Genomic DNA, 24,875 nt, shown 5'->3' on the forward strand with positions numbered 1-24,875 from the left:
TTTGCGGCTGTCCTCAATGATTGGATGAATGTGAACTTTGACTGGTTACAGGTTCAGGCAGTGGCTCCCGCCCCTGATATTGTTTTCTCGCGGCGGCTGCGGAAGTTTCGCGGTGAAGGTCGCAGTCCATCGGCGCTTCACCTGCGCGGGCCTTGCGGGCCCACAAGATGACTTCGGCGATGGCGTCAAACATGTCTTCGGGGATCATTTCCCCGACCTCACCTCTCGCCCACAGCTGCCTTGCACTTGGGATATGGCGCACAATTGGCACTCCAAACCGCTCTGCGGTCTCGCGCATCAATGCAGCGATTTCGCCTTCTCCGCGAGCCAACACAGTGGGGATGGGTGCGGTGTCGGGATCATATTGGATGGCGATTGCGAGATGCGTGGGATTGACCAGCAAAGCGTTAGCATCCGAGGTCTTCGAGACAGCGCCGGACTGTGCCCATTCCTGCGCTATTTGTTTGCGATGTCCTTTAACATGGGGATCTCCCTCATCACGTTTCTGTTCATCCTTAATGTCCCGGCGGCTCATCATCATCTTTTTCATGAACTGCTGACGCGACCAGACAAAATCAATCGCTGCAACGAGCACAAATATGCCTCCAACCGAAGCGAGCACTTTGAGGGTGATGGTGTAAGAAATTAATGCGTCTTGGGTGCCCCCTTGCATACCCGCCCCCTCTCGCCAAACGGGCTGGGTCGCAGGCAAGAGCATCGCTCCCATTTGTGCAATCTGGTCTTTGGCGACGAACCATACGATGGCTATGATCGCCGTCACTTTGATCAGGGTTTTGACTAATTCAATAAGACCTTGTGTCCCGAACATTCGCTTGATGCCCTCGACCGGATTGAGGTTCTCGGCCTTGGGCTCCAGCTTCTTCGGTGCGACCAAGCCGCGCGTCTGGAGTACTTCGGAAAAAAGGGCGATCGCGCAAAGCGGCAAGAGGAACACGGCGGACAGCGACAATAACAGCAGGGTCGCCTCGCCCCCGATCTGGAATAATTGCAGGTCAAAGTCGCCCCGAGCCGCCGTTTGAACAGTTGTATCGGCAAAAGATGCAATGGAGGTCGCTACGTAAGCCGCTGCCATCATAAAAAGGATCGCCATGCCAATCGTGCCAAGCATTGGCGTCAGTTCTTTGCCTTTCGCGATGTCCCCTTTTTTGCGCGCATCTTGAAGTTTGCGCATCGTCGGGAGCTCGGTCTTATCCCCTCCCTTATCCTTATCGGCCACAGCGCTGCTCCCTGAAAACACCCAAGATGGGGAATCGGCTCGCGCTTTGAATTCAGCCTTTAAACAGTAATGTCAATGCATCAGTTAATGAACATTCGTGTCAGTAAGGAAAGAATCGGATTGACACAAATATTGTCAACAAAATGCAACAGAGCCGAATGGTTTATAAATTGCGATAAGTGGATCGTGAGAAAAATGCATCTTAGTGGAAATTATCGCCTTAAATTACTGATTTAAAATAATTTTTGCGATTATGGTCCCGGCACTTTTCACGAGAGAAAAATTGGCTATCATCCAAGATCAAGGATCAAATGCGGCGCGAGTCGTAATCCCACAGTCAATTTCAGGCGCAATAACAGATGTTTGCGCCTTACATGCCCGCACGCGTCGTGCTGGGTAATATAATTGCGCACGCCTTTAACCTTGTTTTAGGCACGGAGGATTTTATTTTGACGCCCTATATTTGTAGATTTGCCAGTATAATTGCTGTCTACGCAGTATTTATAGCAATTGCGGCGCCTGTAGTGGCAAAAGAAAACCCTCCCGAACCAATCGAAGACCCCGGTGAATGCCCTATTGATGCGCCACTTCGCGTTGCCGACATTCGCGCTTTGCGTCAGTTCGAGGGCCTTATTGGTCATTGCCCCGAAAGTTCGATTATCGAATCGCCCGCATATCGCGCCAATTTGCCCCGCGCGCAGGCACCAGACGAAACGTCTGATCCTGATAGTTTGGCGCCTTGGCAAATACCGCCAGAGCGCGGGCCAAGGGACGCCCGCTTTAACTCAGCCCGGGCCAAGGACATACCGACCCGAGCGATCGCATCTCGTGACGGAAGCCAGGTTGCGATCAGGCCCGGGTCGAGTGCTTGGGACCTTGTAGCAGTGCCTAGCGAGCCTTCCGGGGAGCCGAACGATGATGCGCGCATGGCGGCGGGGGCATCAGAAAATGCAGATGCGATACTCTCGTTGGGCCCGCGCAGCTATTCCACGAGCTTCGATCAAACAATTGCTGAGGCTGCACGCGAGCATAGTGTCGACCCTCTACTCTTGCATGCCGTCATCAAACAGGAATCCGCTTACCGGGCAAACGCGACCAGTCACGCAGGCGCAAGGGGGCTCATGCAAGTTATGCCCGGGACCGGACGAATGCTTGGAGTGCGCGACCCGTCGCGTCTCTATGACCCCCGCACCAACGTCAATGCGGGGGCCAAATTACTGAGCCAGCTTTGGGACAGATTCGAGGGCAACATAGATCTAGTTCTTGCCGCCTATAATGCGGGCGAAGGTGCGGTTCGAAAATACGGCAATGCGATCCCGCCTTATCGAGAGACGCAAGACTACGTTGTCAAAGTCAAAGCCAATTATGAGCAATTGGCGGGCGAGAGCGGTTTTGCGGTGAACTTTTGATGGAATTGGCCCGGACCTTCAAGCGAACGGCAGAACAAATACCAGCCGCTCAAATTGCAGTGGTAGGAGGATTACTGGCGATCTTCGCCATGTTCATCCTGCCGTTCCCGCCTGCGATGCTTGATGTTTTCATTGCGATAAACCTCATTGTCGCAGCGCTTTTGGTGATCGCAGTGATCGGCCTTCGCCAGCCGCTTGATTTCTCGACCTTCCCTTCGATCCTGCTGTTTACCACGGTGACACGGCTCGCCATAAGTATCGCAACAACGCGCATGATCCTGAGCGAAATGGATGGCGGTCAGATCATAAGAGAATTTGGCGAGACAGCGGCGGCGGGAAACATCGTCATCGGGCTGGTGGTGTTTTTGATAATCACCGTTGTCCAGTTCATCGTCATCTCCAAGGGCTCAGAACGGGTGGCAGAAGTTTGTGCCCGGTTCAGCCTGGATGCGATGCCAGGCAAACAGCTTTCAATCGACAGCGACCTCCGTTCAGGACTGTTAAGCAAAGATGAGGCCCGCCAGAAGCGCTCTTTGCTCGAGCAAGAGAGCAAGCTCTACGGCAGTCTCGATGGGGCGATGAAATTCGTTAAGGGCGATGCGATTGCGGGCATTGTAATCGTGCTCATCAATCTGGTTGGCGGGATCGCGGTGGGTATGATTTACCACGGTCTTTCAATGGCCGAGGCTGCGTCGGTCTTCTCGATTTTGACGATAGGTGATGGCCTGGTTGCACAGATACCTGCGTTTCTTTGTGCGCTTGCGGCAGGGCTATTGGTCACCCGCAGCAACGATCCTGAGACAAAACCTGATCTCGCGCCAGCCATATTTGCCGAAGTCGGCGCTAAACCCGGCACTTTGATCGCAGCTGGCGCGATAGCCTTTTTGCTGGCGCTCATCCCCGGCTTTCCGGTCGCCGTCTTCCTCGTGATCGGCGCCATGCTCGTCGGCTTGGGGGTCTGGCGGCACAAGGTTTTCGGGCCCCAAGTGCGCTCGCTGTTTGATCGCAGCTTGGATAAAGATGAACGTGCGCCTGACGAGATTATCCTTCAAGCGACACCTGCTCCGCGTGCTGAGCCCCTGGCGCTTTACATCGCGCCGGGCGATATATCAGCGGCCAGCATGGACCGACTTGCGGCAAGCCTCAACAGCGCCCGCGCTAGCGTGCAGGAGCAGTCTGGCATTGCTTTACCCGACCTTCGCATTGCCCGCTTCACCAGCACCCGTCCCGAAGGCAGCTGGGAATTGTGCGCATTTGACGCTCCCTTGGCCGCAGCCCGCGAGGATATGGCGCTGATAGAAGACCGGCTGCCTCACATCGTGCGCGAGTTGCTGCGTCGAAACCTGTCGATCTTTTTGGGTTTGCAAGAAACCACAGAAATGCTGGACCGGTTGGGTGAGAACTATCCCGAAGTGGTCAAAGAGACTGTGCGCGCGGTGGCGATGCCAACAATTCGCGAAGTCTTGCGGCTTCTGGCCGAAGAGCAAGTGCCGCTTCGGAATCTGCGCGATTGTATCGAAGCGATCTGCGAAGCGGGTCAAAATGAGCGAGAACCCGCTGCGATAGCTGCGCGCACTCGGGTCAAGCTTCGGCGAAATCTTGTGGCGCCGCTTTGCGAGGATGGCAAATTGCGCGTTCTGATGATCGGGCAAATCGCTGAAGAGGCGATCCGCAAAACGTCAACTGTTATCGATGGCCAAACGAGGCTTGCGATTGATCCCTTGCGGATGCGCGAGTTTGTTCAGCTTATTGGACGCGAAGTCGAGAAAACCGGCGCGCGCGCTATCTTGACCGCTCAGGACATTCGTCGGCCCTTACGGCTCATAACCGCCGCTGATCTGTTCGACGTGCCAGTCCTCAGTTTCAACGAGCTTAATCCCGCAGTCCCACTTGACGTGGTTGGTGAGCTTGCGATCGAACCCAATCTGATTTCGCATTCCAGCATAGAAACCCAGGAAATGGAGGCAGCCGAGTGACCCCCCAAGCTCTCGCCAACAACCCTGTTAAAGATATCTTCTCTCGTTTAAAATGGAGCCGCACAGTATTCTACGTTGGGAGCTTGTTTGCCCTCTCTTTGTGCTTTCCGGCTGCGCTATCGGCAGGAGAGCCCCCCTTTTCTGATAAGCAAATATCGCTGAGCGCGCGCGGGCAAGATGTGCGTGATTTCGTAGCTGATCTAATGGGCGAAGCCGGCCTTCCTGTAAAAATCAGTACCGGAGTGAAGGGTCAGGTTCAGGGGGTCTTTCCGGGTAAGCCGAAAGAGATTTGGAGAGCTATTTCACGTGCTTACGGCCTTGTCGCCTATTGGGACGGCAGTGTAGTGCGCGTCTATTCTCAGGAGGAATTGAGCAGCCGTTCGATCCCGACATACGCGCCTGAGCGGCTCGTCTCGCAGGTGCAAAGCCTCGCTATCAGTGACAGCATCAACACGGTCCGGCCTAGTGATGGGATGGTTCTCGCAACAGGTGTTCCCGCCTATCTTGATCAGGTTGAAACGATGGCTAGCCAGATGAGAAGTCAGGTTGCGCGCGCCGAGCCCAGCACTGAGCCTCGGCGAACCGATCCGATCGCAACATCCCTTATTCGCACCAGTGTGAGTTCGAGAGTCTTGCAGCCTGCAGGCGGGCGCAATCCATTCGAGGTACGTATTTTCTACCTGAAGTATCGCGATGCAGCAGACCGAGAAGTGAGAAGTACGACACGCGTCAACATCATACCGGGCGTCGCGACATTGTTACAAGAACAGATGGGTGATGGCCGTCAGGTTGGCGGCGTTACATCAAACGGAACCAACGTCTTTGAAAATGATGGCATCCGCCGATTGGGCCCAGAAAGCCCTTTCGAGCCTTTTGATCAAAACAACAGGTCCGACAACAGGCGTGAAGTTGCCGAAGCAGACTACGACCTTAATGGCCCCCGCATTTCTGCCGATCCCACAGTCAACGCTGTTATCGTGCGCGATCGCCCTGAGGTGATGCCGGTTTATGAAGCGCTGATCGCTAACCTTGATCTCGAACCGCTTATGGTCGAGACACAGGTAACAATCCTCGAGTTGGACGTGAACCGCCTGAAAGAGCTGAGAGCCTCGCTTGGCGGGGTCATCGCGGACTTGGGCCTTGGCGCGTTGATAGGCAGCCCCGACTTGGGCCCAGGCGGGATAACCGGCGGGTTCGTCACAAACGACGGGTCCTTTTTCTTGGGCCGCCTGAGGCTATTGGAAGAGAATGGTGCGGTGCGCGTTGTGACGCGGCCGACGCTTTCGACCAACAACAATGAAGTCGCCACATTTGATATCACAGCCGAGCAAATCATCCGCAATCAGGCTGAACGGTTCGCGAGCGCTTTTGCGATAAACTACGGCCTTTCAATGCGCATTCGCCCCTCGGCCATTGAGGATGGCGGCGATATGCGGATCCGTATGAACATTGAGATCAGCGACACGTCTTTGAACGGACTCATAGTGGACGGGGTGCCTACGCCAGCTGGCCCTCGCATCCAAACAACGATGATTGTTAGGCACGGAGAAAGCGCATTGCTCGCCGGGCTTACGAGAACCCGTAGTTTTGATCGTAAACGCAAAACCCCTGTCCTTGGCGATATCCCGTTGCTGGGACAGGCATTCCGGAGCCGGCGCAAAGGGGAAGAACATATTGAACGCCTTTTCCTTTTGACCCCGCGCGTCAGCAACCTTGGTCCTGCGACGATGGCGCAGCCCCGGACGCCATCACCCGCTGAAATCCATCAATTGAGCGCGGCTCAACTGTCAGCGAGAGAGGCGCAATGAACGCGGTTTCTTCATCCCCAATTAGCTCCAACTCGGACACGAATACGTCAGTAGTCCGCGAACGCCTGCGTTTGCGCGTGCTTAGAGGCAGAAACAAAGACGCCGAGCATAGCCTTCCTCCCGACCGAAAAATTATGGTCGGGCACAGCTTCGAGAATGATATTGTCCTGCGCGATCCAGAAGCGAGCGGACTTGCGTTATATCTCACACCTCGCGGCAGGCTGGGGGAGTTGGAGGTTGTGGCCGGCCGGATTACCGTCCTCGGGCGCGACTTAGTCGCCGGTGAACGTATCATGCTTGAACCTTATGTGCCTGTGCGCACACCCGGATTTGCGTTCGCTATCGGAGGCGAAAACGAACAACGCTGGCGTGAGGCACAAGACATCGCTGAACAAGCTTCCGCCGCGCTCACTGAGCAGACCAATAGAGTGCCTGCGACGAGCGTGGTTGAACGCATTGATCTGCGTACACAGCCTATGCGCAATCTTTACCAGGAAAAGCTGACCTCGCCCATCACTATGGCCTTCTTTGCAGCGATATTGTTGGTTGTAGCTGGCGGTACATTTTTTGGCACGAGCGCCTTGTCTTTTTCCAAACCATCACCCCAAGCGATCCACCGGGAGCTTACAGAATTGGGTTTGGGGCGCTTAACGGTTGAACCGGCTCGCGATGCAGGAGGCGCAGTGCAAAGCCTCGCTGTAGTTGGGTTGGTCGAGAATGAGGACGATCTTCTAAGGCTCAAGACATGGGCGCAGGAGCGCCATCCCGGCATTGCTTTGGGTGTTACCACATTGCAGAGCGCGGCAGAGGCGGCTGATAACCTTCTGGCAGCGCAAAACGTAGATGCCGATGTGATCCCGGCTGGAACGGCTGGATTACTAATTGAGACCGAGTTTCTTCCGCAAGACCGTCAGGCCGAGCTCGAAGCATTGCTCAGCCGGGATCTGCCGCGCGTGCAGGCATTTACATTCAGCGCGTCTGGCAAACGTGGGCAATCGGACCTCGCTTACTTTTTCAATGCACCAGGTTACGGCGCAGCGAGCTTCATCGCCGGTGATCCCGGTTACATCGTGACCGAAGACGGTACGCGCTGGTTTGCAGGAGCGAACCTCCCGACCGGACACAAGATTTTAGAAATCAAGGATAATAGCGTCATCGTCGAGCGAGACGGGTTGCGTGACGTACTGACCATGTGAACGGCAAGAATTAAGGTGCCATTTCCGGCACGATCAAGAAAGGAACCGATCTTATGAATACGATCAACACCCGCATACTCAGCGATATGGCTGCCTCGGGCAATATGTTTAATAATAACGATCGCTCTCGCAATTGGTTCGAGGCGTTTGCCGGGGCATGGGGCGCAGCGCTAGATAATCAGGCTATGCAGATCGAGCAGCAGTCGGAAGGCGTTGCGGTGAATGGCGGCGATACCCCGTCGGCGATCACAGAACTCACGGCAGAATCTATGCGCATGAGCTTTATGGCACAAAGCAGCCACACCTCGATGGATAGCGTCTCCAAGGCTCTTGAAACCATGGCACGCAAGAGCTGATCCGATGAGTATGGATGCCATCTTGACCGCCATCGCCTCGTCCGCAGGCGCTGGCGCAGCCGAACGTACAATCGCTCTTGGCCCAAACTCCGCTCCGGGCGATGTTACAACCAGCGTCGGCGGTGCAAACTCTGCCGAAGCCGACAAGTTCGCCAACGCCATTGAACAAGCTATGTCCGCAAGCGGTTCACTGCGTGCCGACTTGCCCGCACCACTTGGCAATATTCTGAGCGCGCTCGATGGGATCGACATACAGGCACGCTCGGTCACCGACTATGCGCAAGCCGCTGAAAAAAGTGGCGGCGAACTAACGCCGGGCGAGATCGTCCAACTGACGATGCAGTGTCAGGAATTTATGTTCCAATGCCAGCTTACCTCCAACATCGCTAATCGCAGCGCCGACGGGGTGCAGCAATTGTTCCGTCAACAAAGCTAAGGGGCACTTATGATATCGTGGTTCAAATCGGCCAACGCCGGTCTTGCTTTTGTCTTGATGATGTCCTTGGCTTTGACTGCGTGCAGCGGCCAAGAACTCTATCGCGATATCGGTGAGCGTGAGGCGAACGAGATGATTTCAGTCCTGAAACGCGCAGGGATCGACAGTAGCAAAAGCCTGGGCGAAAAAGACTCTTTCACCGTCCATGTTGCCGATGCGGACTTTGCCGAGGCAGTCGAGGTCTTGCGCCAGAATGGCCTCCCGAAAGAGCGGTTCGAATCTCTGGGCACGGTGTTTGAAAAGGAAGGCTTCACATCGTCTTCGTTGGCCGAACGCGCACGCCTCGTTTTTGGAACCAGTCAAGAGCTTGCAAATACAATAAGCCAATTCGACGGGGTCATAGACGCACGCGTGCACCTCGCACTGCCCGAAGCGGACGCATTGACGGGCACGGCTAATCCGCCATCTGCCTCAGTCTTTGTGAAATACCGCGAAGGCATGGACTTGCCAGCGCAGACTGCGGCAATCAAATCGCTTGTAACCAACAGCATTGAGGGATTGGATTATGAAAAAGTATCTGTGGCGATGACGGAAGCGAAACCGCTGCCCGCTGTTCGCGAAGACCCGGTTTCTGATTGGCTGAGAGAAACCCTTGCTCCACTTGCAGCGGCGCTTGGGTTGATAATCCTCGCATTTGCTGGGTGGCGTTTTGTCTCCCTTCGTGCCGCCAGAAAAGCGGCCGAGCGAACGAGAGCCCGAGCAACAGAGTCAATTCACGCCCCCATGTCCGATGATGTGACCGACCGTGTGACACAGCCAGCAGAATGAACCACATGATGCAAGGAATTGACACAAGTAGAACGGACGCCAGCAAGGATGAGCTCGCGCTGAGCTCTTATCCGTTAATTTCCGCCCGCGCTGCCCGGTTTGAGCGACGGCTAAATGGAGAGCGCGAACCGACCTTCGCGGATTTGGTGCGTGAGCAAAGGGCTGCGCATTCGTCCGATCGTCACGGTGAGCGGCTCGCAGTGACGATTGCCCTGCTTCAGGCCAAACCTGCGCTTGACCGCGAGTTGAGCGGCAAACGGCTGCAAGAGATTTCGCAAACGTTGGGTGAAGAATTGCTTGATGCCGTGATAAGGTTGGATCTGAACGAACTGCCCAAAGACGCTTTGGTGCCGGTTCTTCCGCCCCTCGCTGCATTGATGAAAAAGGGCACACAATTGCTATCGCGTGTCGCCGATGACGCGCAGATCTCGCAGCTTGTGCGATGCGCAGGCGAGCTCATGCAAAGCTCAGGACCCGTTTCCGCAAATAAGGCGCACCAATTATGAGCGGTCCCATCATTTTCGGAGAGAGCCTGGTCACATTGCCTTCCGCTCGTATTGCGAAACAGGATGTTGCCGTTTTCCAAAGCGCTGCCGATCTCCTCGCACGGGCACAGCGTATCCGGGATGAGGCCGAAGCTGCTAGTGAAGCGGCGCGGATGCAGGGTTATGAGGCGGGCCGAGAATCGGCCCGCGCCGAGCTTGCCGATGCGCTGAGTGCGGCGCTTGCCGAGCTTTCCAACGGGTTTGCAGAGGAAAACACCCGCCGCGAACGCGAGGTTGCCACCGCTGCGATTGAGGTAATCTCACAATTGATCGGACGGCGCGATCCTGATGAGGTGGTCGCCGGATTGGCCGCGCAGGCACTTGGCAGGCTTGGCGCAGGCGCGGAGGATTGTATCATCGAAATTGCACCCGATCTCGCCGGCCCGGTCAGCGAACGGATGCGCGGCGAAGCATCAAATGTGCGGATTGAGGCCAATGAAACCCTCGAAGACATGTGCTGCCGCGTACGATCAGGCGAAGGCGTGATCGTCGCCGACCTGGACACACAGCTTCATACCCTCCGCCAAAGATGGGGAGTCAGCAACGCAGTAGGCGATCAGAGATGAACGCAAGCGATGCGCCCCTCGCTTCTGCGGAAGTAAAAATCTCGTACGGTTCAAGGAAAAAGGCGACCCTTCTTGATGGTCTGCGAGCGCCACTTTTCGAACAGCGCGGGCGGCTTGTCGGTGCGGTGGGCACCACCCTCAGGGTGCGCGGAGTGCGGGCACGGATTGGCGACTTAGTTGAGATCATGGACGGGTCAGCACATGACGCGCAGAGTTTACGGCATGACGCCCTTGGCGCGGAAGTGGTTGGGTTCGAAGGAAGCGATTTGCTTCTCACTCCGCTCGGTGATCTGCGGGGGTTGCGAAGTGATGCTGAGGTCGTACTCCGCGATCTCGCCGACCGAGTGCCCGCACATGATGGTCTTTTGGGCCGGGTGCTTGATGCAAAGGGCAAACCGGTCGACGGACTTGGGCCTTTGGAGTTGACCCCCGATCGTCCACTCGCAGCGCCATCACCGCCCCCGATGGAACGCCGCCCCATTAAGCAACCGTTTGAAAGCGGTATTCGCGCTATCGACGGGCTTCTGACTATCGGCGAGGGCCAGCGTGTCGGGATATTCGCAGCAGCAGGCGGCGGTAAGTCGACACTTCTCGCGATGCTAGCTCGGCGTGCGAGAGTTGATGCCATTGTAATCGGAATGATCGGAGAGCGGGGCCGAGAAGTGCCCGAGTTTATCGATGATGCCCTGGGTGAAGATGGCTTAGCGCGCTCTGTTGTGGTCGTGGCGACTTCGGATCAGCCCGCGATGGAGCGCGTTCGTGCGGCGCGCGCGGCCACTGCGATTGCGGAAGGGTTCCGTGCTCAGGGAAAACATGTTCTACTGCTGATGGATAGCGTCACCCGCTATGCTCGGGCGCTACGGGAAATCGGCCTTGCCGCAGGAGAACCCGCCGTGCGCAGAGGCCTTCCTCCTTCGGTTTTTGCCGAGCTGCCACGCCTGTTTGAGCGGGCCGGCACAGATCGCAGCGGCGCAATTACTGCGCTCTACACCGTTTTGACCGAAGGCGAGGAAGAAGACCCGGTCGCAGAAGAAGTACGTTCGCTTCTCGATGGTCACATCGTTCTGTCCCGCTCTTTGGGCGCGCGCGGACATTATCCCGCAATCGACATCGGACACAGCCAATCCCGCTTATTTCGCAAGCTGGCAGGCGCTGGGCAGATCGCGTCTGCTGAGGCCTTGCGCGCAATGCTCGCAAAACTCGAAGACATTGAGATGCTGCTGCAGATGGGTGAGTATGAACGCGGTGCCGACCCGCTGGCGGATGCAGCACTTGATCAGCGCGACGCCATTGAAGCTTTTCTTCGTCAGCGCCCAGACGAGGCTAGCGAACCGGTCGCGACTATTGCTCGGCTCCGCGCTATTGGGGAGACAATCCTATGAGCGAACTCACCCGCAAACGCCGCCTCAATCAGGTGCATCGGGTTAATGCACTGAAAGAACGCAGAGCAAAGCGTGTGCGGATCGAGGCGGTTTGCGCAGAACGAGAGGCCCGCGCCGAATCTGAAGCTGCGGCGGTTCGACGCGAGGAGGCTGAGGCAAGGCTTGCAAAAGCGCGCTCCTCCTTTTTCAATCTGCGCGGATCGGCTGAGGCTGAAATCTGGATGATAGCCGAAGGAATACGAGAGAAGCAGGCGGCCGATAGCGCCTTGCGTGCTGAAACGAATTTGAGCGAGGCACAGGATCACACCAGCTTGGCCAGATATAAGCACGAACAAATGCGCCAACGCGGCGCCATGATCGATCAACATCTGGCAGCGGTAGAGCGCGCAATTGCAACCACAGCACAGACTCGCGACGATGAAGAAATGCAGGAGAGGATACGATGAATTCCACCCCTTCTCAGTCGCCTCGGCCGTTTTCGGCATCTGATCGCCCTGTTGCCGCCAGTCAAGAAGCCCCGCTCGAGCCGAAAGCAGACACTGCCCGCAAGCAGGCTGAATTGCAGTCGACGAGGGAGCGTTTTACCGCAAAGCTCGATCAGAATACGGGTAAAGGAGCCTCGACCGTCGAGAAAGCTCAGGGGCAAAATGAGACCGGGCCAGGAAACCGCGTGCTAAAGCGTGAGCAAGAGGACGGTTCCGAAAACGCAGGTCATGATGGTGGGGATGCAAGGTCAGATCATGGGCAGTCGCAACCCGCATCGATCCTCCTTGCTCAAACATCAAGCGTCAATGTCGCTACCCCAGCCACCGCCTTGAGTGCACTGGACAATGCGGTCCTCGAACGCATGGCCGCCCATATCGCCGAAAGTTGGCCTGCCTCTGTCCAGCAGCTGGTGACTATCGCCTTTCCTGGCGGTTCGCTGGCGCAGACGGCTCATATCTTGCGCGAACCAGGTGGAAGCCTTTCGCTACGAATTGCCGGGGTTGATCCCAAATTGTCTGCTTTGCAGACTGCTCAATTGCACCTACAGCTTAGTGCAGCACTCAACAGGCGGCGGTTAAAAGTCCAATCGCTCCACTTGGAAAGTGCGCATCACCCGCCCAGCGCGCGCGAAGCGGGATCTGCTCCGGGCGAAGCATCCGCAATGCCGCGGGCCGTTTGATCGATCTGTGCGATTGATCCCGTCAGAGTTTCCTCTTCGCGCGAATGCTCATTTTGCGCGATCACCCTTGCAATTGCATCGAGCGAGGCAGCGCCAGGACGCGCCGCCAGAAGCACTGCGCTTTCCTGCACAAATCCGCCAAGTGAGCGGGCAATCAGCCCCTCATCCAAGGCTCGCGCGTTAAGCTCGTTTGCCAGTTCGCGCGCTATGCTAAGCACATCGTAGATATCCTCGCCTTCGCGAAAACTATCTGCGTTATCGCTTCCCGCACGGTCATCGCCAAGGAGATCGAATTCACGCGCAAAACGTCCTGCGACCCGCCCTGCAAGTTTGCGCAGCGCTCCGCCGGTTCGACTGCCCCCAGATGGCGCACCAGCGCGGCCAATTGCTGAGACACCCGATATCCCGCTTGAGCGAATGGAACCAACCATCGCTATCGTCCCCGGCCAGATGCCTTGGCAACCTGTCTGATAGTGCGAAGCGCGCCCTCAGACACGGCAAACCCGTCCGCTTTCATTGCCGCCGTAGGCCATTCGCCTGAAGCAAAATTGGTCACAATCTCACTGTGCGCAGGTGGCGGCCATGAAGGTGCCTTTGCCCGGACTTTTTCAAGCAGTGCCTCTCGGGCCGGTTCTTTCGCCGCGTCTTTCGCCGCCTTCATCAACATGGAAGCAGGCAATGCGCCCTTATTCCCGACAAGCCAAGGGTTCGCCCCGCCACCGATCAAAATGTCCGCCGATGCATAATCCTCAAACCGGATTGCCGCGATCAGAGGCGTAGTGCCTATCGCATCGGCGTGATTTACATCTGCACCTGCCTTGACCAAAAGCGACACAGCGTCAGCGCGCTCGTAATACAGGATTTCACGCAACGGCGTTGTTCCGTCTTTCGGTTTAGCATTGGGTGATGCGCCCGCCTGAAGAAGCATAGTGGCCATCACCATATCGTCTGCAAGCAGGGCGTATGTCAGAGCATTGCCGGGCGGGGTCCCATCGGGATCAATGCCAAGCTCAAGCAGCGCGCCCACCATTTGAGGATTGCAGCTTGCTATTGCAAAAGTCAGAAGCCCGCCAGTGTTGCCATTCGAGGGACGTTCTCCGTCAGCCAAAACCCGGCGTGTCTCCAGCAACCGGGGGTTGCCGCGCACCAATGCCTCAACCTTAGCGATATCTCCCCTGGAAATCGCATCATAAATCTGACGACCCTCGTCTCCATTATTGAGATAGGGGCGCACCTTTTCCGCTGTCGGTAAAGAGGGTTTAGAACGTTGGAAACAAAGCGATCCCGCAGTCACTGGCGCACAACTCCCAGAAGCAACGCCAAGCAGCGTGGCAAAGGTGATTGCAACTACACTGGGGCGCCTAAACATATTTTCTCACCTTAGACGCTGGTTGCGCCCGCGCCAAGTCAATTGCCTTGAAGGCTGGAAATCACATAGTTCATGGAATGCCGTGCCACCGGGTTATCCTGGTACCAGCGCATGCCCTCGGGCCGCACAGGGTCAATTTCTATCCGGTTTCCGTACGCCTCAGGCGCATCGACCAATTGACGCCCAGCAAGCCCGCCAGCCGCTCCTCCCAAAGGCCCACCAAGCCAACTGCCTAAACCGCGCCCGATAAGGCCGCCAATCACCTGGTCGCCGCCGTCTTGAACCATCGAAAGAATGTCGCCGCGGACGTAAACCGCACTGATGTCGGGGATTTCGAGCTGGCCATCTGCAGCGGCAATATCCTGCGCTGCACCGATCGTATTCTGATGCAATCCTGCAGCATTAAAGGTAGTCGCATCAAGCTCAGACGCAATTGCCGCGGTGGACGCAAGCCCGCCGCCAAGTGAGTGACCGGTCAAAGTGATGCGCGATCCTTCGGGGACGATCAAACTCTCGCCGATTTCGAGCGCGCGGTTGTAATGGTCGGTTTGAAAGCCAAGCCCTTGCTGCCCGTTAGCCACCCAATCATTGCGCGACTGAGTTCCACGAAATGAGACCGTGTAGCTCGTCTGTCCTGCGATCTCGCGGACGTAAACCTGCGCCTGAAACTCAGAGGTTGGCGAGGTGAGCATGTCGGGGGTGAGACCAATCTCGGCGAGCTGCTGTGCGCTCGCGACAGCCCAACCTCTGGGCGGCCCTACTTCGCCATAGACGGCTTGCGACATTTGGGCGAGCTCGAGAGTTGTTGGCTGTGGCGGAGGAGTGTTGATAGCTTGTGCGAAACCGCCGGGTGCAGACCCTTGCCCTTGTGGGACGGTGCCCGATTGACCTTGGGCTGGCGTCGCTTGAGCAAAATCACCGACTTGCGTGTCCTGGGCTACATTCAAAGCGCCCGTATCAATTGCACGCTGGGCTGCCTCGACGCGGTCGGCTCCAGCACTGGCAAGGTCAGAACCTGCCGTGCTGGATGGTGAAGAAACGCTTGTTTCTGTGCCGCGGGACACATCGTTGGCACCACCTATTGACATATCAATCTCCGACATCTGTTACGTCTTTTAGATCGCACAGATGCTACAAACCTGTCTCTATACGTTTTGTATAAGAACCGTCCGCGCTGACTCTAGAAACGGTCCCAAATGGTCGCGAGTAGGTTGTCGTCGAGTTGAATTTCTTCAAGTTTCGGAAACGGGTTTTCGACATCGCAGCCGCTGCTTGCCCGCACCAACCCAGCCGCTTCGATTTCGGCGCTGCGGCCTGCCAACGAGATCAGCGGCTCCTCCATACGAAGGGGTCCCCTGCGACGGCGCGTTTTTGCAGCAAAGCCGAGTTGTCCCTTTGCAACGTCCAACGCGAGGTCTTCTTGTTCGAAATAGCAACCGTCCACCGCGACCCCTTTTGCGTGAATGCGGCCTTCACCGTCGCTGTGAATGATAAGGGCTGCCGCCGCTGTATCGAGCAGAACCGGGAGGACCCGACCGTAAAGTCCGGGCCTACCCTTGTCAGTTGGAAATGCGGCCTCGCGCGACAAAAATAGACGGTAACCGCGATCCTTTAGCCAATCAGGTCGGCCAAGGCTTTCGCGAAGGCTGGCCTGGCGACCGCGATAGGCCGAGATGACACATGCGCTCTGGTCGTTAGATGCCGCCAAATCAAGGCACGCATCTCGGCTTGCCTCCCAAATTTTGCGCCTTTCCATATACCCGCGGGCACTCTGTGACTGGCTCTCCAGTAAAGCGACTGAACGAAGCAAGTCGCGCGTCTCACTACCTGGTATACCGCAGACAATCGCAAGCGCAGAAGGCGTCGTGGGATCGGAAGAGGGCCTGGAGGCACTAGCCTGATCTCCTTGGACACTCGCATTTGCACCTGCTCCCGCGCAGAGATCGACAGAGGCCTCACTGCTGCGAGCAACCTTGGTCAGCTGTGCAACTTCTCCAGGAAAAAGCATCATCGCGCGGCGCGGCGAGCGCAGCACAATGGGCCCCACCAGTTTCGCTTCATCCAAAAGCGTTAGATGCTCGAGCGATAGTTCGGTCTGATCAATCCTCGCGCCAGCCAGATCCAGATCGCTGGTATAAAACGAATGCAGGCTCGCACGGCGAAGGTTGGCGCCCGCCATGGAAATGTCGTTTCTGTCGATCGGGCAACCATCGGCGGCAGATGTACCGCACACGATACGGAAGTCTGTGAGGTCGGCATCGCTCAGATCGAGACCGCGCAAAGCGCCCTCCCATCCGCCGTCAAGCCTCCCCTGGTTGAAACGTGCCCCCTTTGCATTGACCGCCATAAGCTTCGAATTTCTAAAGAGAACATTTGGAAGATACGCACGCTGCATATTTGCGCCGCTGAGATCGACGTTTACAAAACCCAAACCGCGCGCCGACATATTTGTCCAGTTGGTCTGGCTCAAATCAGTGCCGAAAAAACACATATCGTACAATTTAGCACGGCGGAAATCGGCCCCAACAAAGCTGCCCCCCTTCACATAAATGGTGGATGCACGCGTTTTGCGCCTGACACGTTCAAGCTGACGAACGCGCGTAAAACCGCTTGCATCAATCGCAAAGCCCGGTTCGCTTTCGCCGCTTGCAGGGGCATTCACCTGGCAGCTGTCCTCAGGGTGGACGACCGGTTCGAAGAGATTGTTCTCACCAAGCCGCTGTCCGGTCACGATGATTGCGCCCGCGTCCCGCGCAAAATCGTCACCAAGAACTCCGCCACTGCGCTCTCCCTGTCCTGATTGCACCTCCAGCGGTTGCTGTGCGGTAAGCGTTTGGCTGGGCACAGCTGCGCTACAAACAGCAAGTGTGAGGCCAAAGCCAAACAACAAAGAACGGCCAAACGGAGTGAGGATCAAGGGGGTACTCCTGCGCTACGAAAAATGAGTTGTCCGAAAAGCGTTATCTTGCTTGCAAGTTGCGACTCAAGCCTATCGCGTGTCGCGGTGCTGTTGCAAGTATTTCCCCAATAACCGCGTGTGCGAAGCCCAAGCCGCTGCCTTGCTTTTGAGACTCTCGAAAAAAGCAGACTGTCGAGATCTCGAAGAGGCGCGGCTTTGAATTGCTCATCCGTGTTCTAATGCCCCGTTAAGGTACAAAAGCTGCTCCCATATGCATTCTGCAGAGCGACAGGTCAGCCTTCTTATCATATTGGAACTGGACTATTCTATTCGGCGAGGCTGCGCATGAACCAGATCACTACTGGATCCACATTTGCACAAAACACCCCAGCACCTTCTCCTCTGGATACCTCGAGGCTAGAAGAAACCGGCTTTGGCTTCGCTGAGGGCGGGCTGAGCTGGGATGCGTGGATTGATCAGGCGCGGAACAGTTCAAACCTGGAAGTGCGCGCCCAATATGATGCACTGGTCGAAATGGCCGGTGGCAGGACAGATAATGCAGCCATTAAGGCCGTGATGTCCCGCTATGCCGACCTGCTGAACGCTCAAACCGCTTCTCAACGCGACGCTGCCTTAAGGGGGTGGGCCGACCAGATCGGAACAGCGGTACGCGGAAACCCCTCCATTGGCGCGCTGACAACCACGGTTCAACAAGGCTTGGCCGGCATTGCTGATAACCCTGCGCTTGTCGGTGCAGACTGGTCGCAAAGTTTGTCCGCCGCTTTGTCTGGGCCCCGCACGCTCTTGGCATTTCAAGAGGGGGTCGCGCGCGGTGTCTTCAACGGCGCAAAAGATACTGTCGTCGGTATTGCAGTCCTTGCAGGGCAGCTCGCGCAGTACGGCGCTGACAATTCAATCCTCGGTGATGCAGGTGATTTGTTGCGCGGTGCGACAGGCAGTTTGCCAGGCTGGGCTGACAGCATTCTACCTTCGGCACAGCGCGGTGAGGCAAGCAACGAAGCTCTGCGTGCTATGGGCGCTAACATCAGGCAGTATTTGTCTGCGGTTGCAAGCGATCCGGGGCGGCTTCAGGCCGATGTCATCGCTGCGATTGACGGGGCTTGGGACAGTTTGCAGGCCAGTCACGCACAAGCGGCAGCGTTAGGCCCGGAAGCCGAGGCGCGATGGTGGGGTGAGACAGTTGGGCGAGCAACATTCGAAGTTGCCTCCACTCTTGTTCCCGTATCCAAGCTAGGTCTAGCTGGCAGGGTTTCTGACCTTGCCGTCGATGTAGCCCGCGCGGCAGATGGCGTGGTTGATCTAAACCGGCTGAGCAGCATGGTCCAAAGTGGCACACGCCTGGCCCGCCAAACTCTTCTAGGCGGCAACGCTGATGAGGCGGCACAAGCGCTTGCGGCTATAAACAGGATCGATACCGCTACCTTGCCTGCCGATCAGGCATTGTCGGTGAATCGGATGCGTGAAGGGCTTTCGGAAGCGCTGGAAATTGCGGCCCCCCGCTCAAATGGGACACTGGGCAATCCGGCCGCCATTTACACGGGATTTGGGGAGCTTAATGCACGCCAGTCACGCCTGCTCGGTATGCTTGAGGGCGATGGTGCTCTAATTACAATCCCTCGCAGTGATATCAATCTCAATGACATCGCAGCCCTCACTGCCAGAACAGGTGATGAATTTGCAATTTTCACGAACGGGCCGCAGCGTATGGTCCTGCGCGGAAATGATGGCAGGATCGAAATCCCAGCGCGGCTGCTTGATCAATTGCAATCCGAGGGATGGCGCTGGAGCGCTCATACCCAGCCCGGGATAGACGCTAGCCAAAAGGTCGCCTCCGCTAGTGATCAAGCTGTTCTGCGGGCGCTGGGTCAAGAGCAAAGCGTGATTCTAAACAGCCGCGGCGACCGCAATGTCTTTACGCAAGACGACATTTCCCTTTTGCAAATTGACCGTTAAAACTGATGACCATGGCAGAGCTAATCAGCGAGAAAGAGCACGCCGTGCTGAAAGGGACACTCCAGCAATGGTGGCGTGTGGGACCTCTGCGTTTAACCCTGGAAATCACGGATGAAGTGGACCCGCGCTTTAAGCGATTTGATGAGCCGCAATGCTTCATACCGTACAATCGCCGAATAGACGGCGGCACTGAGGAAAACAGCACAGAATACGACAGTCCAGAAACCAAATACCAGAAATTCTCTGCCCTTTGCGAAGAACACAATATTCCCTTCGTGATTGAGCAGACTGACTGGCATCAAAATCATTTTTACATTCCCGCCGCACGCAAGATGCAATTTCTGGAAGCGCTTGAACAAAAACTCGCCAGTTCACGAGAATAGGTGTGTCCATTTGCATTGCGGGTTTCGATGCAGAACACCTTGACACGCTCTTCTCGGGAGAATTGAACAGACTACATCGTAAGGGCATGCTGAACCATGGAGTTCGCGCCATTTGCCAGCGCGCCACATAAGCCGAGCACTATGCACTGTTGCCGCTGCAAGACATCGGCTGAAAACTCCTTTTGGCCTATCCACTAATCGTTGACTGCCAGGGTGATTTTGTCATTCGCATCACTAACGGCGAAACCAATTTCCACCCTCGAGCCAGAACCAGTGGGCAAGAGGATGAATTGTTAGTGCAGGCACACCCAGTATGATTGCCTTTCGTGAGGTTGCGGTATTTACCGAGATCGCGACCACGCAGCTTGCTATCAATCACCAAATCAAACAGAGCTTTATCTCGGATGCGGTTCTCGCGATCAAGGAAGAAACGGATCGCCAAGATCTGTTTCTGATTGAAGGGACGCTTGGCTCCAATCTTCGCTCCAAAGTTCAACGGCACGCGATGTTGAGCACAAGGGCCAAGTTTCGAATACGTCATTGTAGTTCTCCTTGGCCTGAATGGCCTCAGAGAATGTCCGCTTTGATGAACTAAGATCTCGGAACGCAGAGTCATTGACTCGTGGGCAAAGCGGTCATTGGAGGCTCGAAGCACCTGCAGGTCGTGCGAAACCAAAATATTATTTGATATCATCTGGAAATCATCGAATCCGACAACAGCAATATCTTCTGGAACGCGTTTCCCATGCTGCAGAAAAGCCGAAATGGATTTCAGTGCGACCTTATCATCGCCGCATAACAGAGCTGTCGGGTAATAGTCCTTTCCGGGGTCAAAGATCTCCGCAAGCGATCCTGCCGCACATTTTTCCTCCTCGCCAATGTCGCCTTTGACGGCAGGTTTGATCCATTCCTCGCGCACTGGAGACCCCAGCGGCACTCATCGCATCGCAGAGTCCGGCAAGTCGCAGCCTCGCAGCTTCAATAATTGGGTTGAGGGTCAGGCAAGCGATATTGATGTGCCCCTGCTCGATTAAATATTGCGCCGCGTCCCGCCCGCCTTGGTAGTCGTCTGGTAAGACCGACAGGAGGCTTTGGTCGTCACGCGAGAAGCAGTTGGCGAAGACGCACGGTTCGGCACCTACTATTTCCGGCAGCGAAACGTCGCGGTGGCACATGGTAAAGAACAGGACACCGTCTATCCGGTGCTCTCGGACTGTACGCCAGACGGACCTTTCGATTTCGGGGTCATTCCCGGTGCTCGCGATGAAGCGTCAGGTGAATTGAAGTGGGTGCTCCTGCTCAGCCTGAACAAAGGCGGGCCACAAGGCGGTTCGGGCCCCCAATGTTTCGTCGGTGACTGGAACGGCTCATCGTTCACACTCGACGCTGAATTTGGAGAAAAATTTGAAGCGCGACAATGTGGTGTGGTTCGACCATGGCGCCGACAATTACGCCGGGGTGATCTGGAACGGTGCTCCAGATGGTCGGCGCATCTTCATGGGCTGGATGTCGAACTGGATGTATGCCGAACAGGTACCTACGCAGCAGTGGCGAAGCGCCTTGACTGCGCCGCGCGAACTCACACTGCACAGCACCGAATTGCGCCGGAAACCCGCCGAGGAGCTGGCCGTGCTGCGCGGAACGCCGGTCAAACTGGAAGTGTTCGAACACGGCGCGAAGCTGGCGGGCGGTTTCCTCCCATCTACCGAGGTAAATCTAGTGTTCGAAGCGCCTGAAAACGGTTGGTTCCAAATCCAGTTGTCCAACACCGCTGGCAAGGAATTGCTGATCGGGATGGATGCACAAGGCTGGTACATCGACCGCAGGAATTCGGGGAAGGTCGGTTTTCACCCTGAGTTCGCCAAAATTCACCGAGCGCCGCGCAAAAAGCACGGTGCGCCCATTCAATTTCGTTTGCTCATGGACCGAACGTCGACCGAATTGTTTGCGGATGATGGGGCTACAGTGATGACCACCACCTTCTATCCCGTCGAAGATTACACCAGTGGCGAAATCCGTTGGTCAGAAGAGACGCGATTGAACAACGCCGGAGCATGACGGCTCGCGGAGGGTGAAACCTCGGCAAAATGCACTCATCAAGGTAGTGTATTACTGACTGCGGACGATCCGCTGACGGCCACCCCTTTGACAGGACCCGCGCTCGCTTAGCACTGTGCGCTAAGTAACGATGATAGCCGTTTGCCCAGAACTTGGTCTTTGCCTTCGATTATACGCTGCGCCTGGCGTAGGGCGGGGCAACGAAACCGGGCGCCGTCCCTGGCGCTCATCTCGATAATCTCGACAAAAGCATCGGCGGGTATGACCCGGGCCCCGCGGATCAGGAATGTGTTCTGCCACCGTTCACCGCCGGCAACAATTTGCGCAAAGACCGCTCTTTCTTCGCCTATTGTTTGCGGGAAGACCTCTAGACCGGCCTTTTCAAGAAAAGCGCGATCAGTATCGGCCATCAAGAACAGCGCAGCATATCGCCGAGCGGCCTCTGGCCGGTTGCCCGCTACGAGCGCAATCTGCATCATCGCCTCTTGTGCAAGCGGGTCGCGCCATCCGCGCTGGGCTGCATATTGGATCGCGAGAGCGCTGGTCTCATTGTCTCCGGCTGCAAAATGCGCCTGGGCAAGCAAACGCAAATGCCGGGCTGGAAGCGGACGCCTCCTGACAAGGGTCTGAGCCTGCGCGACAGCCATATCCGAGGCGCCCGCATCGATGGCCAACGCAGTTATTCGAGGCTGCGCCCCGGAGCGGAAGAGTTCTGGCACCTGAAGCGCTAAAGCCGGCGTCTTTCTAGCCTCACGATCGAGCTGCACCCCGATTGATACAACGGCAATTCCCAGTAGAAGCGCCAACCAGATCACGCGTCCAATCACTGTTTGGTCTCCCGCTGAGGAAGGGCAAAGCGGACAAGAATGACCATTGCAAAAGCGGCGAGGGCGAGCATCGTCTGATTGCGAAGCGGGTAATCTGTAATCGATTGCAGCGCGATTGCGAAAAGGGTGATGCTACCGCTCCATGCGATCCATCTTCCATCGCGATTGCGGGCTTGCCAGCTCAGCCACGCCAAAAGCACCAGCCAGGAGACAGCCAGCAACAATCCCGCGGTCCCCGCTTCGATGGCGACTTCAAGGTAGTCATTGTGAGCCCTGCCAGCGCGGCGCTGGGTGATATTTTCGAGCGACTCATCGGTTTGGAATACGTCGTCAAAAGTGCCCGTGCCGGACCCAACCGGCCAATAACGGCTCGCTGCGTAGCTGGCATCTTCCCAAATATAGGTCCGCGCATCGGTGCGGTCATTCTGAAAACGCTCAACGACCTCACCGATCCGGCCCGGCGCCATCACGCCGATGCTGGCTATTGCGCCAAGCGTGAGTGCTCCGGCCGCTATCGCAACCCATTTCCTGTTTCCGTTCGTGGACATACCTTTGCGCGTGGCAGAAAGCCGTTGCCCCAGTACCTGGAAAAAGAGCCCTGCAAGCGGCAAGCTTGCGAGCACCAAGGCTGTGCGAGAGCGGGTCAGAAGGATGGCTAGAAGAAGCAAGACACAGATGAATATGCGTGCGGGCACAGCGGCCTGCCTCGCTTGGGGCGGGGCGGGCAGAAGGGCGGCAAAGGCCAAACACCCGACAAGGAAAAGGCCGGTCGTGTTTCGGTTCGCAAAAGTGCCAAACAAGATGCCGGGCATGGGGTTTTCAGGGTAGAAGAGCCCGGTTGCGCCGTTTGAAAGCACCTGGACAATGCCCACTGCGAAGTTTGCGAGCCCCAGCAATACGATCAGCCAGCCAAGGGTGATGAGATGCGTTCGAGAGATTGTCCAACCGATAAACACAACCGCCAGCGGCGTAATCAGTGCGGTGATCGCGAGTAGGGTTCGTATCGGATCGACGCTTGCTGTGGTCCAGCCGATCCCGCCCGCCAGCTCGAGCGATTGGGCAACCATTTCGCGTCCGGGCAGCGTGGTCCAAATCTGTGGTGGCAACGGGATGAGGAACAGTGAAGGCAGTAGGACTGACACTGCTACAAGGAGCCTCAGCGCCCGGGGTGCCTGCGACCAAAACATCAGGAAAGCTTCGCGGTGAAAGGCAAGGGCCCCGATAGCGGTCAGCTGCACGAGCAGGTTGGCAATGCCGTACCTAGACCCGCCGCCGCCAAAGATGAGGGCAGAGACAAGTAGCACGAGAAGGGCCCAGAAATGGCCCCGCATATTGTCTTTGGGTTTGATTTCCAGCGTCCGTGGCAAGGCTATGAGACTCGACTTTGCACGTACAATTGAGACAAAGAAAAAGCGCCCGGAAAACCCGCGCGCTTCATCTTTGTGTTACCGTATCCGAAAGCCGTTAGGCGATCAGGTGCCTGGCGACTGATTTGGATCAGTGTCTTCGTCATCTTCGCTGGCAGCGATAACAACTGCGCCGATTACAGCAGCAGCAGCAAGGACACCAATGATTACACCAGGTACGCCGACGATGTCTTCGCCTTCAGCAGTGCGGCCAAGGCCGGGCTGTGCAGCAGAAGCGCTGGTGTAAACTGGAGCGCTGTCAGCAGCGCGGGTGTTTGCCTGAGCAGCGATTGGCGCAAAAGCGAGGCCAGCTGCAGCGGCGGTCGTGATAATCTTATTGAACATCAATCCTGCCCTCTTGATGAGTGGTTTCAAGTAGCCTGTTAGTGCAGTGCAACACGTTTGACAACTACATCTCGAAAAAAAGGTAAATGGAATGCTAACCACCGCCCTGCAGTCCTTACCGTGACCTTTTCTTAGGGCATGAACGATTGGTCTAACGCACTAACAAGTTCACTTGTCTTCCCCCGATTCGGCCAGAATCACGTGATATCGATCAATATCTCCGCCCGTGATCACCGATTCGCGGTGAAGGAGCCAGGCATGGGCGCCGAACTTACCATCCTTGGGGTTTTCAACGCCTATCTGGATTTCGCTTGCCGCTCCATAAGACGCGATCCAGTTTTGTGCCGCGATGGCTTGGATCACGCAATCACTCCGCCACGGGAGCCGATCTGACAATCGGGGCATCACATATGTGATTCGGGCAAGTGTCGCTGCGGGCACGACTTTATTTGCAAAAGCCTTCGCCTTGGCCTGCCGGTTCCTTTCGGGGATCGCCTTGGCTTCAAGTTTTGCAAAAATCAGCCTGGCGCGAACAAGCTCGCAAAAGCCACGAAGCGCATAGACAGTGAGCCAAGGCACATCGCGCAAACCGGGCAGCTTGCCACTTTCAGGGATGTGTGAAGATTGCGCCAAGTTGATCATCTGCCTATTACGCCGCCGCCATGGCACAGCGCTTAGCGAGGTGCCAAGCGTTCTGTTGCCGCTATCGG

26 protein-coding genes are annotated in these 24,875 nt (G+C 56.5%); 15 read left to right on the plus strand and 11 right to left on the minus strand.

Annotation, left to right across the window (positions count from 1 at the left end):
• Positions 1 to 13: 13 nt before the first annotated feature.
• On the minus strand, positions 14 to 1,237 hold the full coding sequence (locus AC0V6Q_RS13115; RefSeq protein ID WP_486168822.1) for an EscU/YscU/HrcU family type III secretion system export apparatus switch protein: 1,224 nt from the start codon (positions 1,235 to 1,237) through the stop codon (positions 14 to 16).
• Between the two features lie 524 nt (positions 1,238 to 1,761).
• Between AC0V6Q_RS13115 and AC0V6Q_RS13120 the strand changes: the two genes are divergently transcribed.
• The 12 genes from AC0V6Q_RS13120 (at position 1,762) to AC0V6Q_RS13175 (ending at position 12,904) form a co-directional block, all read left to right on the plus strand.
• A complete protein-coding gene (locus tag AC0V6Q_RS13120) occupies positions 1,762 to 2,646 on the plus strand; it encodes a lytic transglycosylase domain-containing protein (RefSeq protein ID WP_486168823.1) in 885 nt (294 codons plus the stop codon).
• The gene (locus tag AC0V6Q_RS13125; protein WP_486168824.1) at positions 2,646 to 4,622 is read left to right on the plus strand and encodes an FHIPEP family type III secretion protein; all 1,977 of its coding nucleotides are present in this window, start codon (positions 2,646 to 2,648) and stop codon (positions 4,620 to 4,622) included. Before AC0V6Q_RS13120 ends, AC0V6Q_RS13125 begins: the two co-directional genes overlap by 1 nt.
• 179 nt (positions 4,623 to 4,801) lie before the next feature.
• Complete coding sequence (locus AC0V6Q_RS13130; RefSeq protein ID WP_486168825.1) at positions 4,802 to 6,430, plus strand: secretin N-terminal domain-containing protein; 1,629 nt, start codon at positions 4,802 to 4,804, stop codon at positions 6,428 to 6,430.
• Complete coding sequence (locus tag AC0V6Q_RS13135) at positions 6,427 to 7,626, plus strand: SctD/MshK family protein (RefSeq protein WP_486168826.1); 1,200 nt, start codon at positions 6,427 to 6,429, stop codon at positions 7,624 to 7,626. The genes AC0V6Q_RS13130 and AC0V6Q_RS13135 overlap by 4 nt, the downstream gene beginning before the upstream one ends.
• Before the next feature lie 53 nt (positions 7,627 to 7,679).
• On the plus strand, positions 7,680 to 7,982 hold the full coding sequence (locus tag AC0V6Q_RS13140; protein ID WP_486168827.1) for a hypothetical protein: 303 nt from the start codon (positions 7,680 to 7,682) through the stop codon (positions 7,980 to 7,982).
• A gap of 4 nt (positions 7,983 to 7,986) precedes the next feature.
• Entirely contained in the window at positions 7,987 to 8,418 is a 432-nt protein-coding gene (locus tag AC0V6Q_RS13145; RefSeq protein WP_486168828.1) for a hypothetical protein, read from the plus strand.
• Positions 8,419 to 8,427: 9 nt separating this feature from the next.
• Positions 8,428 to 9,246, plus strand: a complete 819-nt coding sequence (gene sctJ, locus AC0V6Q_RS13150) for a type III secretion system inner membrane ring lipoprotein SctJ (protein WP_486168829.1) — start codon at positions 8,428 to 8,430, stop codon at positions 9,244 to 9,246.
• A gap of 5 nt (positions 9,247 to 9,251) precedes the next feature.
• The gene (locus tag AC0V6Q_RS13155; RefSeq protein ID WP_486168830.1) at positions 9,252 to 9,752 is read left to right on the plus strand and encodes a hypothetical protein; all 501 of its coding nucleotides are present in this window, start codon (positions 9,252 to 9,254) and stop codon (positions 9,750 to 9,752) included.
• Positions 9,749 to 10,357, plus strand: coding sequence for a FliH/SctL family protein (locus tag AC0V6Q_RS13160; RefSeq protein ID WP_486168831.1), 609 nt, complete (start codon positions 9,749 to 9,751; stop codon positions 10,355 to 10,357). Before AC0V6Q_RS13155 ends, AC0V6Q_RS13160 begins: the two co-directional genes overlap by 4 nt.
• Positions 10,354 to 11,739 carry a FliI/YscN family ATPase gene (locus AC0V6Q_RS13165; RefSeq protein ID WP_486168832.1) on the plus strand — a complete coding sequence of 462 codons (1,386 nt, stop codon included), beginning with the start codon at positions 10,354 to 10,356 and terminating at the stop codon, positions 11,737 to 11,739. The genes AC0V6Q_RS13160 and AC0V6Q_RS13165 overlap by 4 nt, the downstream gene beginning before the upstream one ends.
• A complete protein-coding gene (locus AC0V6Q_RS13170; protein ID WP_486168833.1) occupies positions 11,736 to 12,185 on the plus strand; it encodes a hypothetical protein in 450 nt (149 codons plus the stop codon). The genes AC0V6Q_RS13165 and AC0V6Q_RS13170 overlap by 4 nt, the downstream gene beginning before the upstream one ends.
• A complete protein-coding gene (locus AC0V6Q_RS13175; RefSeq protein ID WP_486168834.1) occupies positions 12,182 to 12,904 on the plus strand; it encodes a hypothetical protein in 723 nt (240 codons plus the stop codon). The genes AC0V6Q_RS13170 and AC0V6Q_RS13175 overlap by 4 nt, the downstream gene beginning before the upstream one ends.
• On the opposite strand, the gene AC0V6Q_RS13180 is transcribed toward AC0V6Q_RS13175, so the two are convergent.
• The 4 genes from AC0V6Q_RS13180 to AC0V6Q_RS13195 all read right to left on the minus strand — a co-directional run bounded on the left by AC0V6Q_RS13180 (position 12,835) and on the right by AC0V6Q_RS13195 (position 17,190).
• Entirely contained in the window at positions 12,835 to 13,335 is a 501-nt protein-coding gene (locus tag AC0V6Q_RS13180; protein WP_486168835.1) for a hypothetical protein, read from the minus strand. The genes AC0V6Q_RS13175 and AC0V6Q_RS13180 overlap by 70 nt on opposite strands.
• 2 nt (positions 13,336 to 13,337) lie before the next feature.
• On the minus strand, positions 13,338 to 14,138 hold the full coding sequence (locus tag AC0V6Q_RS13185) for an ankyrin repeat domain-containing protein (protein WP_486168836.1): 801 nt from the start codon (positions 14,136 to 14,138) through the stop codon (positions 13,338 to 13,340).
• A gap of 173 nt (positions 14,139 to 14,311) precedes the next feature.
• Positions 14,312 to 15,361: a Tle-like phospholipase domain-containing protein gene (locus tag AC0V6Q_RS13190; RefSeq protein WP_486168837.1), complete on the minus strand. Its 1,050-nt coding sequence runs from the start codon at positions 15,359 to 15,361 to the stop codon at positions 14,312 to 14,314.
• A 92-nt stretch (positions 15,362 to 15,453) separates the two neighbouring features.
• Positions 15,454 to 17,190: a pentapeptide repeat-containing protein gene (locus AC0V6Q_RS13195; protein WP_486168838.1), complete on the minus strand. Its 1,737-nt coding sequence runs from the start codon at positions 17,188 to 17,190 to the stop codon at positions 15,454 to 15,456.
• Between the two features lie 327 nt (positions 17,191 to 17,517).
• On the opposite strand from AC0V6Q_RS13195, the gene AC0V6Q_RS13200 reads away from it, so the two are divergent.
• Both AC0V6Q_RS13200 and AC0V6Q_RS13205 read left to right on the plus strand, forming a co-directional pair.
• On the plus strand, positions 17,518 to 19,146 hold the full coding sequence (locus tag AC0V6Q_RS13200; protein WP_486168839.1) for a hypothetical protein: 1,629 nt from the start codon (positions 17,518 to 17,520) through the stop codon (positions 19,144 to 19,146).
• 5 nt (positions 19,147 to 19,151) lie between these two features.
• Entirely contained in the window at positions 19,152 to 19,529 is a 378-nt protein-coding gene (locus tag AC0V6Q_RS13205; RefSeq protein WP_486168840.1) for a hypothetical protein, read from the plus strand.
• Between the two features lie 187 nt (positions 19,530 to 19,716).
• Here AC0V6Q_RS13205 and AC0V6Q_RS13210 read toward each other — a convergent pair whose 3' ends face one another.
• Together AC0V6Q_RS13210 and AC0V6Q_RS13215 are read right to left on the minus strand one after the other, a co-directional pair.
• Positions 19,717 to 20,448 (minus strand): substrate-binding domain-containing protein, encoded by a 732-nt coding sequence (locus AC0V6Q_RS13210; protein ID WP_486168841.1) that lies wholly within the window; start codon positions 20,446 to 20,448, stop codon positions 19,717 to 19,719.
• Complete coding sequence (locus AC0V6Q_RS13215; protein ID WP_486169315.1) at positions 20,360 to 20,794, minus strand: type 1 periplasmic-binding domain-containing protein; 435 nt, start codon at positions 20,792 to 20,794, stop codon at positions 20,360 to 20,362. The genes AC0V6Q_RS13210 and AC0V6Q_RS13215 overlap by 89 nt, the downstream gene beginning before the upstream one ends.
• Before the next feature lie 139 nt (positions 20,795 to 20,933).
• On the opposite strand from AC0V6Q_RS13215, the gene AC0V6Q_RS13220 reads away from it, so the two are divergent.
• On the plus strand, positions 20,934 to 21,587 hold the full coding sequence (locus AC0V6Q_RS13220) for a GH32 C-terminal domain-containing protein (RefSeq protein ID WP_486168842.1): 654 nt from the start codon (positions 20,934 to 20,936) through the stop codon (positions 21,585 to 21,587).
• 107 nt (positions 21,588 to 21,694) lie between these two features.
• Here the strand turns inward: AC0V6Q_RS13220 and AC0V6Q_RS13225 are convergent, their stop codons facing one another.
• The 4 genes from AC0V6Q_RS13225 to AC0V6Q_RS13240 form a co-directional block, all read right to left on the minus strand.
• The gene (locus AC0V6Q_RS13225; RefSeq protein ID WP_486168843.1) at positions 21,695 to 22,234 is read right to left on the minus strand and encodes a hypothetical protein; all 540 of its coding nucleotides are present in this window, start codon (positions 22,232 to 22,234) and stop codon (positions 21,695 to 21,697) included.
• Between the two features lie 176 nt (positions 22,235 to 22,410).
• Positions 22,411 to 23,781 carry an O-antigen ligase family protein gene (locus AC0V6Q_RS13230; protein WP_486168844.1) on the minus strand — a complete coding sequence of 457 codons (1,371 nt, stop codon included), beginning with the start codon at positions 23,779 to 23,781 and terminating at the stop codon, positions 22,411 to 22,413.
• Between the two features lie 105 nt (positions 23,782 to 23,886).
• A complete protein-coding gene (locus AC0V6Q_RS13235; RefSeq protein ID WP_486168845.1) occupies positions 23,887 to 24,165 on the minus strand; it encodes a hypothetical protein in 279 nt (92 codons plus the stop codon).
• 168 nt (positions 24,166 to 24,333) lie between these two features.
• On the minus strand, positions 24,334 to 24,798 hold the full coding sequence (locus AC0V6Q_RS13240; RefSeq protein ID WP_486168846.1) for a lasso peptide biosynthesis B2 protein: 465 nt from the start codon (positions 24,796 to 24,798) through the stop codon (positions 24,334 to 24,336).
• Positions 24,799 to 24,875: the final 77 nt, after the last annotated feature.

The sequence above is a fragment of the Erythrobacter sp. S227 genome (assembly GCF_057364925.1).

Coding starts and splice junctions, on each gene's coding strand:
- AC0V6Q_RS13225 (WP_486168843.1), bottom strand. CDS start 22,234: ATGGCTGTCGCGCAGGCTCAGACCCTTGTCAGGAGGCGTCCGCTTCCA.
- AC0V6Q_RS13190 (WP_486168837.1), bottom strand. CDS start 15,361: ATGTCAATAGGTGGTGCCAACGATGTGTCCCGCGGCACAGAAACAAGC.
- AC0V6Q_RS13135 (WP_486168826.1), top strand. CDS start 6,427: ATGAACGCGGTTTCTTCATCCCCAATTAGCTCCAACTCGGACACGAAT.
- AC0V6Q_RS13180 (WP_486168835.1), bottom strand. CDS start 13,335: ATGGTTGGTTCCATTCGCTCAAGCGGGATATCGGGTGTCTCAGCAATT.
- AC0V6Q_RS13175 (WP_486168834.1), top strand. CDS start 12,182: ATGAATTCCACCCCTTCTCAGTCGCCTCGGCCGTTTTCGGCATCTGAT.
- AC0V6Q_RS13160 (WP_486168831.1), top strand. CDS start 9,749: ATGAGCGGTCCCATCATTTTCGGAGAGAGCCTGGTCACATTGCCTTCC.
- AC0V6Q_RS13140 (WP_486168827.1), top strand. CDS start 7,680: ATGAATACGATCAACACCCGCATACTCAGCGATATGGCTGCCTCGGGC.
- AC0V6Q_RS13200 (WP_486168839.1), top strand. CDS start 17,518: ATGAACCAGATCACTACTGGATCCACATTTGCACAAAACACCCCAGCA.
- AC0V6Q_RS13165 (WP_486168832.1), top strand. CDS start 10,354: ATGAACGCAAGCGATGCGCCCCTCGCTTCTGCGGAAGTAAAAATCTCG.
- AC0V6Q_RS13235 (WP_486168845.1), bottom strand. CDS start 24,165: ATGTTCAATAAGATTATCACGACCGCCGCTGCAGCTGGCCTCGCTTTT.
- sctJ (WP_486168829.1), top strand. CDS start 8,428: ATGATATCGTGGTTCAAATCGGCCAACGCCGGTCTTGCTTTTGTCTTG.
- AC0V6Q_RS13155 (WP_486168830.1), top strand. CDS start 9,252: ATGATGCAAGGAATTGACACAAGTAGAACGGACGCCAGCAAGGATGAG.
- AC0V6Q_RS13145 (WP_486168828.1), top strand. CDS start 7,987: ATGAGTATGGATGCCATCTTGACCGCCATCGCCTCGTCCGCAGGCGCT.
- AC0V6Q_RS13205 (WP_486168840.1), top strand. CDS start 19,152: ATGACCATGGCAGAGCTAATCAGCGAGAAAGAGCACGCCGTGCTGAAA.
- AC0V6Q_RS13170 (WP_486168833.1), top strand. CDS start 11,736: ATGAGCGAACTCACCCGCAAACGCCGCCTCAATCAGGTGCATCGGGTT.
- AC0V6Q_RS13125 (WP_486168824.1), top strand. CDS start 2,646: ATGGAATTGGCCCGGACCTTCAAGCGAACGGCAGAACAAATACCAGCC.